Consider the following 10,000-nt stretch of genomic DNA (forward strand, 5'->3'; position numbering starts at 1 on the left):
GAGAAGGAATAGGATCACAAGTTGATTTGAAACAAAAAGTTAGGTTAGGCGATATGGATTTAAGATTCATTTCTATTCTTCATAATGGATATATGACGATTTTTCTTAAAACGGGTATTCCAGGACTTTTGTTGCTTCTAGGTTCCATTTTATATTTTTTCAGAAAAAACATTTATGTTAATGAATTAGATAATAATATAAATTTACTATTTATTGGAACTGGATTGTTTCTTTTAATTTCCTATTGGGTTTTCATGGGCTTTTATAATTTATTAGATTCTAAAACGTTACTAATTGGGTTTTTATTTGCTTATAAAAATCAGTTAAGAAAAAATGCTCTTTAATGAAAAACATTCTTTTTATTCATCAGTCAGCAGAATTATATGGCTCCGATAAAACTTTATTGTTGTTGCTGAAAAATTTAGACAAAAACAAGTTTAAGCCTATTGTTTTATTGCCTTTTGATGGTCCATTAAAAGAAGCCTTAGAAAATGAGAATATAGAAGTTGTAATTGCGCCAGTTTTAAAACTCTACAGAAAACTTTTTACTCCAAAAAATCTTATCGGATTTTTTAAAGACATAAAAGCAGCATTTAAAATTGTAAATAAATTGCATAAGAAATATCAATTTACGTTAATTTATTCGAATACATTAGCTGTTTTATTGGGGATTATGTTTGCATGGAAAAACAACATCAAACATTTGTGGCATGTACATGAAATAATTGAAAAGCCATCTCTTTTCAAAAAGGCATTTGTTGGTTTGTTGTCTTTAAAAAGTAATACACATATTGTATATAATTCTCAGGCAACAAAAGTTTTTTGGGAGTTAAACAAAAACATTATTAATAAAGGAGTTGTAATTTGGAATGGAATTGAAATAAATACTCCAGAAAGTAGTACTTCTGAACTGTTTGATATAAGAAAAAATTTATTTTTGGCTCAGCCTAATGAGATAATTTTAGCATTAGTTGGAAGAATTAGCCGTTGGAAAGGTCAAATGATTTTATTAGACGCTTTTAATAATTTAGTTCAAAAAAACGAAAATATAAAGTTAGTTTTTGTGGGAGCTCCACCACCTAATCAAGAAAAATTTCAAGAAGATTTAGAAGAAAGGATAGCTTCTTTCAAATTAAACGATAAGGTGTTGATAATTCCTTTTCAAAATGAAATTCATAAAATCTGGCAAGCAATTGATATCGCGGTTGTTCCCTCTACTGAGCCAGAACCTTTTGGAATGGTTGCAATAGAAGCCATGTTGGCTCATAAACCTATTGTGGGTTCAAATCATGGTGGTTTAACCGAAATAATAGAAAATAACGCAACAGGATTTTTGGTTACCCCAAATAGCGTACAAGATTTAGTAATTGCACTTGAGAAGCTTATTCAAAACGAATTGTTAAGAAAAGAAATGGGAGAAAAAGGATATTTAAGAGTAACTACAGCATTTTCTGTAGAGCAATACGTAGATTCTTTCGAGAAATTCTTTGAAAAAATATAGATTATTAACTTTAAATTACCTTTCATAAACTTTCTTACTAATATTATTCTAAAATAGTTACTTTTGAAAAAAATATTCTTTTTTAATGAAGATTGCTATTTTAGGAACTCGAGGAGTACCCAATTATTACGGAGGGTTTGAACAGTTTGCCGAATTTTTTTCTGTTTATTTAGCCGAAAAAGGACATGAGGTTTACTGCTACAATTCGCATAATCATCCCTATCAAGAAAAAACATTTCACGGCGTACACATTTTGCATCAACACGATCCAGAGTACAAATACGGTACTTTTGGGCAATTTATATATGATTACAATTGTATAATGGATGCCCGTAAAAGAGATTTTGATATCATTCTACAACTTGGTTATACCAGTAATTCGATTTGGTTTTTTCTAATGCCTAAAAAACCAATTAATATCATTAATATGGATGGTTTAGAATGGAAGCGCTCTAAATATTCATGGTCAGTTCAAAAGTTTTTAAAAGTTGCGGAATGGTTGGCTGCCAAATCAGGGGATTATTTAGTAGCGGATTCTTTAGGAATTCAATCTTTTTTAATGAAAACCTATAAAAAAGAGTCTACTTACATCGCCTATGGAGCTCATTTGTTTGATACACCAAATGAAAATATTCTTCAAGAATATCAAGTAGAAAAAGGCAATTATAATATGGTTATGGCGCGTTTTGAACCTGAAAACAATTTAGACATGGTGCTGGAAGGAGTAGCGTTAAATAAAGAAGATCAAACGCCTATTTTGGTTATTGGAAAACATGAAACTAAATATGGAGCTTATTTAAAAAACAAGTTTAAAGACCATGCAAATATTCGTTTTATAGGAGGTATTTATAATTTAGAGCATCTAAATAATTTAAGATATTTTAGTAATTTATACTTTCATGGTCATAGTGTTGGTGGAACAAACCCATCATTGTTAGAGGCAATGGCTTCTCAGGCCTTAGTAATTGCTCATAATAACGATTTTAATAAAGGGGTGCTAAAAGAAAATGCGTATTACTTTTCAAACCCATCAGAGGTTAAAAAAATCTTAAATACTGTCAAAAAAAGTGATAACTTGCACTTTATAAAAAACAATTATCAGGCAATTGCAAACGACTTTAATTGGGAAAAAATAAATGGCGATTATTTACAACTCTTTGAAAAATGTATGGAACAATCTACTAAACGAAAGTAAAACGAACATTTCTTTTTTGCCGTTAGTTTTACTAATGATAAGTATTCCATTAAATCTAGGAATTAATAATGTTTTTTTAGTAGTATTTGTTGTTTCGATTTTAATGAATAAAAACAAATCAAAACTTAGTTTTTCTTTAGTTTTGATGTTGCCAATTGTCCTTTTTTTATGGATGGGATTGTCTTATTTTTGGTCAATAGATCCCTCAAGAACAATTAATGCTATTCCAAAGGAAATAACGTTATTAATCATCCCTTTATCTTTCTCATTTTTTTTAATTTCAAAAAGTCAAAAGCAGACATCGATTCGTATTTATAGTTTTGCTATGGTATTTTTTGTAGTGTATTATTTAGTAAGGGCAATTATTAGATATGCAATTACACAAGATAGTAAAGTTTTCTTTTATCATGGCGAAAACGATGATGATTATGGTTTGGTGCCTAAATTGTTAAATGCAATTCATTTTTCTGTATTTGTTGCAATCGCTTTTTTTTATTTTTTCACACAAGAGGTTAAAACAAAATTAAATATTGGATTATCATTATTGCTTTTTGGGTTTATTGTTTTATTATCGTCAAAAAATATAATTTTGGTCTTAATTATTTTGATTGCTATTTATCTTCTGTTTTATTCCAAAATAGCTAATAAAATGAGGTTGAGAAATCTAATAGTATTGTTAACTATTTTAGGCTTAGCACTTTCTTTTGGAAAAATAAAAGAGCGTTTTGAAGCTGAATTTCAACAAAATACAGCAAAAAGTTTATCTCATAATGTTGTTAAAAGAAGTGTTCAAAGCGTTCATAACATAAGTATTTACGAAGCTTGGAATAATAAAAAATTCTATCCTAATGCCTTTTTTCCAGGTACTGCTTTTCGGGTGTATCAAGCCCGATTGTTTTTCGAATTTTTAGAAGAAGAACCTATTTTTTGGAAAGGATTTGGATTAAATGCCTCATTAGTTAAAATAGAAGAGAAAGGAAAAAAATATGATGTTTTTTTAGGAGATGAAAAAACAGAAGGCTACCAGATGAAAAACTTTCACAATCAGTACATCCAAAATTTTGCAGAGCTTGGAGTAATTGGATTTGTTTTGCTAATTCTAATTTTAGGACTGAACTTAAAAAATGCCTTTAAAAGTAAAGATTTTATACATATTGCTTTTGCAATTCTAATGATAAGCTTATTTTTGACAGAATCTTTCTTGTGGAGACAAAGAGGAATGGTGTTTTTTGCACTATTCTATTGTCTTTTTAATCATAAAGATGCGTTAATACCATTGAAATCAAAATCATGAAAAGAATATTAATAACAGGTGCGGCTGGGTTTTTAGGCTCCCATCTTTGCGATAGGTTCATAAAAGAAGGTTATTTTGTTATCGGAATGGATAACTTAATTACGGGAGATTTAAAAAATATAGAGCATCTTTTTAAAGATAAAAATTTCGAATTTTATCATCATGATATTACCAAATTTGTTCATGTTCCAGGTAAATTAGATTATATTTTGCATTTTGCTTCACCAGCAAGTCCAATCGATTATTTAAAAATTCCAATCCAAACCTTAAAAGTTGGCTCGTTAGGAACACATAATTTATTAGGTTTAGCTCGTGTAAAAAAAGCAAGAATTTTAATTGCTTCCACTTCTGAAGTTTACGGCGATCCATTGGTTCATCCACAAACAGAAGAATATTATGGAAATGTAAATACCATTGGCCCAAGAGGTGTTTACGATGAAGCTAAGCGTTTTCAAGAATCTATAACCATGGCATATCATACATTTCATGGAGTAGAAACTAGAATTGTTAGAATTTTTAACACATATGGACCAAGAATGCGATTAAATGATGGTCGTGTAATTCCTGCCTTTATTGGACAAGCACTACGTGGTGAAGATTTAACTATTTTTGGAGATGGAAGTCAAACGCGTTCTTTTTGTTATGTAGATGATCAAGTAGAAGGTATTTTTAGATTATTACATTCCGATTATCATTTGCCAGTAAATATTGGGAATCCTGATGAAATTACTATTAAAGAATTTGCTGAAGAAATCATCAAATTAACAGGAACTAATCAAAAAGTAGTTTACCTTCCTTTACCAGTAAACGACCCGATGCAACGTCAACCAGATACCACAAAAGCAAAAGAAATTCTGGGATGGGAAGCAAAAATTTCAAGATCAGAAGGCATGAAAATTACGTATGATTATTTTAAAACACTTTCTTCTGAAGAATTATTAAAAGAAGAACACAAAGATTTTTCAAAGTTTATTTACTAAACAATGCAAAAAGGAAGGTATTCAAAATATATTAGACCAATAAGTATATTCACAGATTTATTTTTAATTATTGTGCTAATCCCTTTTTTTTATAAAGGGTTGAATATTAATTTTATCTTTTTTGGTATTTATCTTGCTTTTATTTGGATTATTATTTCGTTTTTTTCAAGATTTTATGAAGTTTATAGGTTTACTACTCCTGTTGAAATATTGACAAAAATTGCAAAACAAAGTGTGATTTTTATACTCTTAATTATAGCTTATTTCCCGTTTAATAAAGAGTTTGTTTTTAGCGGAAAAGCCATTGCTCTCTATTCAATTAGTTTATTTTCTGTTATAATTTTAATTAAGAGTTTGTTTTTTTATTATCTGAAAAAATACAGAATAGTAACGGGTAATAATTTTAGAAATGCAATAATTATTGGTTATACAAATGAAGCTTTAGATTTAAAAAAAATCTTTGATGAAAGACCTGATTATGGTTATCGTTTCAAAGGGTTTTTTTCAGATAAGAAAGTAAATGAAAACATTGAAGGAAAAATAGCTAGCATTAAAGCATATTGTATTGAAAATAAAATAGACGAGATTTATTGTTCTTTAAATGAAATTTCAGATGAAAAACTAAAAGATTTGGTTGAATTTGGTGATAATAATAGTATCGTTGTTAAGTTTATTCCTGATTCCAAAGCTATTTTTTCAAAGAATCTTAAAATCGATTATTACGAACTTTTTCCTGTGTTATCGCTTCAAAAAACAGCGCTACACGATCCTTTAATAAAAAACTTTAAAAGAGGATTTGATTTTATATTTTCTCTATTTGTAATTATTTTAGTTTTATCATGGTTAACGCCTTTAATGGCCTTATTAATAAAATTAGAATCTAGAGGACCTGTTTTTTTTAAACAAAGCAGACCAGGATTAGATGAGCAAGAATTTCTGTGTTATAAATTTAGATCAATGCAAGTTAATGTTACAACAGAAAAAGAAGCATCGAGAAATGATCCTAGAGTAACTCGTATAGGTCGTTTTATTAGAAAAACCAGTATCGATGAATTACCACAGTTTTTTAATGTTTTATTAGGCGATATGTCAGTTGTAGGGCCAAGACCTCATTTGTGGTCTCAGAATAAAAACTATGGAAATCGAATAAAAAAATATATGGTGCGCCATTATGTTAAACCAGGAATTACAGGTTTGGCACAAGTAAAAGGATGTAGAGGTGAGATAGAAACCGATAATGATATGATAAATCGAATAAAATACGATGTTTACTACATAGAAAATTGGTCTTTGTTGATGGACATTAAGATTATTATTCAAACGGTAGTTAATATTTTTAAAGGAGAGGAAAAAGCCTACTGATGAATCATGCTTTAGTTTCCATAATTACGCCATCCTACAATTCTGCAAAATTTATTGCTGAAACCATTCAATCGGTACAAAATCAAACTTATCAAAACTGGGAAATGATTGTTGTTGATGATGGTTCTTCGGATGAAACAGAAACTGTGGTTTTATCTATGATCGAAAACGACAACCGTATCCAATTTCATAAATTAACCCAAAATTCTGGACCGGCAGTGGCTCGAAATACCGGAATTGAAAAAGCGTCTGGAGCTTATATGACGTTTATTGATGCCGATGATATTTGGTTCCCAACATTCATCGAAAACAACATCAAAACGATTCAAGAAACTGGAATTCCATTTGTGTTTTCGTCTTACAAAAGAGCCAATGAACAATTAGAATTTGTGTATTCTGATTTTATTGTGCCACACAAAGTTTCGTATACCGATATTTTAAAATCCAATTCCATAAGTTGTTTAACGGCATTTTTAGATATTAAAAAGTTAAGTAAAAAATACATGCCACTTATCCGAAAACGTCAAGACATGGGATTGTGGTTGAACTATTTAAAAGTAATTCCTTTCGCTCACGGAATCCAAGAAACACAAGCAATTTACCGAATCAGAGAAAATTCACTTTCTAGAAAAAAATTGGATTTAATTAAATACCAATGGCAATTTTACAGAGAAGTTGAGAAATTGAATGTCTTTCAATCCGCATATTACATGTTACATTGGATGTATCGCGGTTTTATGAAATATAGAAACTAAAGCATTGATTGAAATTGCTTCAATTTTCCTCTTTTTGTTCTTTCCAAAACTTCTTTTCGGTTGTAGGTGAAATGCAATCCTGGTTCTAAATATTTGGCAATAGCTTTTTCAATTTCCTGAATTTGTTCCGAAGTCAATTCTACAGAACTCACATAATCAATCTCAAAACTATCCAATTTGGTTTGGCGCACTATGAATTCTTTTACGTTTCCGTCGTCTTCGATAATGCTTTTGGTTACGTAGTAAAAGGTTAATCCTGGTGATTTTTTTCCACTTGGTAAAAGTGCTACATCGCTAGTTCGTCCAATTAATTTTTTCAGAATGGGTTTTTTCAACGTGCTTTTCTCATCCAAAATTCCCACATCTCCAATTTCATATCTTATAAAAGGATGTGCTTTGTTGTACAAGGAAGTAATCACCACTTTCCCCTCTTTTCCGTATGGTACTGGTTGATTATTTTCATCTAAAATCTCTACAAATAAGGTTTCCGAATTCACTTGCCATTCGTCTTTCGGATTTTGAAAAGCAATCAAGTCTAATTCCGAAGCACCATATTCATTAACAACAGGAATTCCCAAATGTTTTTCAAGCAATATTTTATCTTCTTCAAACAACATTTCCGAAGTCACCATACAAACTTTCAACGACGGACAAACATCGGTTAAAATGATATTTCGCGCTTGTAAATATTTGCCAAAAAGTACAATCGAACTCGTGTAACCATTGATGTAATCAAACTTTTTGGTTTTAAAATGTTCCAAAACGCCAACTAAAATAGTATCCGATAAATCAAAAATTGGGAAACGATATCGTTTACTCAAAAAGTCTTTCAAACGTTCTTTTCTGTACCCAATAAAATCCAACGGAATTCCATAAAATCGCGCTTGATACGATGAATTAAAATCAACGCCATACCAACCAAAACGATGAATAATCGAAGCCCAAGTAATCGCATGCGCTTCTTTATCCTTAGCAAAAACAAATGGATCACCACTCGAACCCGAAGTTTTATTTACGAAAACAGTTTTTTCGGAATATCCTTTTGAAAGTCGTTCTTTTAAAGGTTTTTGTAAATCTTTTTTGGTGAGAACGGGTAAATCATTCCAATTATCGAAAGTTTCTTTTCCAACTAAATTTTGATAAAAAGCATTGTTTTTTAAATGAAATTCCACAATTTCTCTCTTTTTAGTTTCGAGATAATCGGGATAATCTGCTTCCGAAATTTGTATAATTTTCTCAAAATCGGCCTGAGCTTTCGCAATCGGAAAACCGCTTAATTTTAAAGAAAGATGAAACAAGTTGAACATTCGTTGGAATTTATCCAAAAGTAATAAATCTGAAAATAATCTTTCTTCTTTTTTCCTTTTTCTTTCTTCTTAAGAAATAGTACTTTTGCCAGACAACATAACAACACACAAAATGACTATTTTACTACTTGGTTCTGGCGGTCGCGAACATGCACTAGCTTGGAAAATGCTTCAATCTTCAAAATGTACGTCTCTTTTTGTTGCGCCTGGAAATGCAGGAACAGCAAACATCGCAAAAAATGTAGATTTAAACCCAAATAATTTTGATGCCGTTAAAGCTTTTGTTCTTCAAGAAAAAGTAGCAATGGTAGTAGTTGGACCAGAGGATCCTTTGGTGTTAGGAATTTATGATTTCTTCAAAAATGATGCTGAAATCAATCATATTCCAGTAATTGGTCCATCAAAAGTGGGAGCGCAATTAGAAGGAAGTAAAGAATTCGCCAAAGAATTTTTAGTAAAACACAACATTCCAACCGCTCGTTACGAAAGTTTCACTAAAGAAACCATAGAGCAAGGTTGTCAATTTTTAGAAACTTTAGAAGCGCCATACGTTTTAAAAGCAGATGGATTAGCTGCAGGAAAAGGTGTTTTAATCTTATCGGATTTAGAAGAAGCGAAAACGGAATTACGAAACATGTTGGTAGGAGCTAAATTTGGACAAGCAAGTTCAAAAGTAGTTATCGAAGAGTTTTTAGATGGAATTGAATTAAGTTGTTTCGTTTTAACCGACGGGAAATCATACAAAGTATTACCAACAGCAAAAGATTACAAAAGAATCGGAGAAGGCGACACAGGATTAAATACAGGCGGAATGGGAGCAGTATCTCCAGTTCCATTTGCCGATGCGGTTTTATTAGAAAAAATCGAAACTCGAATTGTAAAACCAACCATCGCAGGTTTACAAAAAGACGGAATTGAATACAAAGGATTTGTTTTCATTGGTTTAATCAACGTGAAAGGCGAACCAATGGTTATCGAATACAATGTTCGTATGGGCGACCCTGAAACAGAAGTAGTCATGCCAAGATTAAAAAGCGATTTAGTTGAAATTTTTGAAGCAATAGGAAATCAAGAATTAGATAAAATTACTTTGGAAATCGATGAAAGAGCAGCTACAACTATTATGGTTGTTTCGGGTGGATATCCTGAAGATTATGAAAAAGGAAAAGAAATTTTCGGTTTAGAAAACATCACCGATTCTATTCCATTTCATGCAGGAACAAAATTAGAAAACGGAAAAGTGGTAACTAACGGAGGTCGTGTAATTGCAGTAACTTCGTATGGAAATGACTTTCAGGAAGCCATAAAAAAATCTTATCAAAGTATAGCAAAACTACAATTTGATAAGATGTATTTTAGAACCGATATTGGTAAGGATTTATAATCCTTGCTAATATCTTAAGATTATTTTAAAAATGAGTGTGCAGTAGTATCTTGCTCATCTTCATTGTTTGCTTTGAAGATGTTCAATTGCTTAATCCAATATGTCATTGCACCACAACAAATAATAATAAAAATCCAGTTTAAGATATTTGCAGTCCACCAATTAGTTAATTCTAACTCTCTTAACCAATCCATTGGTAAGAATAAAAAATCTACGAAAAGT

The 10,000-nt window shown here is 30.7% G+C and carries 10 protein-coding genes; 8 read left to right on the forward strand and 2 right to left on the reverse strand.

Features of this window, described 5'->3' with window-relative positions:
• The 7 genes from LDL23_RS02050 to LDL23_RS02080 all read left to right on the forward strand — a co-directional run.
• Positions 1-344, forward strand: a 344-nt coding sequence (locus tag LDL23_RS02050; protein ID WP_291264222.1) for a hypothetical protein, incomplete at its 5' end; no start/stop codon positions are given.
• The gene (locus LDL23_RS02055; RefSeq protein WP_291264223.1) at positions 344-1,501 is read left to right on the forward strand and encodes a glycosyltransferase family 4 protein; all 1,158 of its coding nucleotides are present in this window, start codon (positions 344-346) and stop codon (positions 1,499-1,501) included. The genes LDL23_RS02050 and LDL23_RS02055, both read left to right, overlap by 1 nt.
• Before the next feature lie 85 nt (positions 1,502-1,586).
• Positions 1,587-2,696, forward strand: coding sequence for a DUF1972 domain-containing protein (locus LDL23_RS02060; protein ID WP_291264224.1), 1,110 nt, complete (start codon positions 1,587-1,589; stop codon positions 2,694-2,696).
• Between the two features lie 103 nt (positions 2,697-2,799).
• Positions 2,800-3,990, forward strand: a complete 1,191-nt coding sequence (locus tag LDL23_RS02065) for an O-antigen ligase family protein (protein WP_291264225.1) — start codon at positions 2,800-2,802, stop codon at positions 3,988-3,990.
• Positions 3,987-4,970, forward strand: a complete 984-nt coding sequence (locus tag LDL23_RS02070) for a UDP-glucuronic acid decarboxylase family protein (RefSeq protein ID WP_291264226.1) — start codon at positions 3,987-3,989, stop codon at positions 4,968-4,970. Before LDL23_RS02065 ends, LDL23_RS02070 begins: the two co-directional genes overlap by 4 nt.
• 3 nt (positions 4,971-4,973) lie before the next feature.
• On the forward strand, positions 4,974-6,332 hold the full coding sequence (locus tag LDL23_RS02075; RefSeq protein ID WP_291264227.1) for an undecaprenyl-phosphate glucose phosphotransferase: 1,359 nt from the start codon (positions 4,974-4,976) through the stop codon (positions 6,330-6,332).
• The gene (locus LDL23_RS02080; RefSeq protein WP_291264228.1) at positions 6,332-7,087 is read left to right on the forward strand and encodes a glycosyltransferase family 2 protein; all 756 of its coding nucleotides are present in this window, start codon (positions 6,332-6,334) and stop codon (positions 7,085-7,087) included. The genes LDL23_RS02075 and LDL23_RS02080 overlap by 1 nt, the downstream gene beginning before the upstream one ends.
• On the opposite strand, the gene LDL23_RS02085 is transcribed toward LDL23_RS02080, so the two are convergent.
• Positions 7,084-8,394, reverse strand: a complete 1,311-nt coding sequence (locus LDL23_RS02085; protein ID WP_291264229.1) for a phenylacetate--CoA ligase family protein — start codon at positions 8,392-8,394, stop codon at positions 7,084-7,086. The genes LDL23_RS02080 and LDL23_RS02085 overlap by 4 nt on opposite strands.
• 112 nt (positions 8,395-8,506) lie before the next feature.
• On the opposite strand from LDL23_RS02085, the gene purD reads away from it, so the two are divergent.
• On the forward strand, positions 8,507-9,778 hold the full coding sequence (purD, locus tag LDL23_RS02090; RefSeq protein ID WP_291264230.1) for a phosphoribosylamine--glycine ligase: 1,272 nt from the start codon (positions 8,507-8,509) through the stop codon (positions 9,776-9,778).
• 20 nt (positions 9,779-9,798) lie between these two features.
• Here purD and LDL23_RS02095 read toward each other — a convergent pair.
• Positions 9,799-10,000, reverse strand: a 202-nt coding sequence (locus LDL23_RS02095; RefSeq protein WP_291264231.1) for a uracil phosphoribosyltransferase, incomplete at its 5' end; no start/stop codon positions are given.

Source organism: Flavobacterium sp. (assembly GCF_020217025.1).
In the GTDB taxonomy this organism is placed as follows: Bacteria; Bacteroidota; Bacteroidia; order Flavobacteriales; family Flavobacteriaceae; genus Flavobacterium.

Excerpts from the sequence above, each read along its gene's own strand:
- LDL23_RS02055 (WP_291264223.1), top strand. The coding sequence starts at position 344 with ATGAAAAACATTCTTTTTATTCATCAGTCAGCAGAATTATATGGCTCC.
- LDL23_RS02060 (WP_291264224.1), top strand. The coding sequence starts at position 1,587 with ATGAAGATTGCTATTTTAGGAACTCGAGGAGTACCCAATTATTACGGA.
- LDL23_RS02065 (WP_291264225.1), top strand. The coding sequence starts at position 2,800 with ATGAATAAAAACAAATCAAAACTTAGTTTTTCTTTAGTTTTGATGTTG.
- LDL23_RS02070 (WP_291264226.1), top strand. The coding sequence starts at position 3,987 with ATGAAAAGAATATTAATAACAGGTGCGGCTGGGTTTTTAGGCTCCCAT.
- LDL23_RS02075 (WP_291264227.1), top strand. The coding sequence starts at position 4,974 with ATGCAAAAAGGAAGGTATTCAAAATATATTAGACCAATAAGTATATTC.
- LDL23_RS02080 (WP_291264228.1), top strand. The coding sequence starts at position 6,332 with ATGAATCATGCTTTAGTTTCCATAATTACGCCATCCTACAATTCTGCA.
- LDL23_RS02085 (WP_291264229.1), bottom strand. The coding sequence starts at position 8,394 with ATGTTCAACTTGTTTCATCTTTCTTTAAAATTAAGCGGTTTTCCGATT.
- purD (WP_291264230.1), top strand. The coding sequence starts at position 8,507 with ATGACTATTTTACTACTTGGTTCTGGCGGTCGCGAACATGCACTAGCT.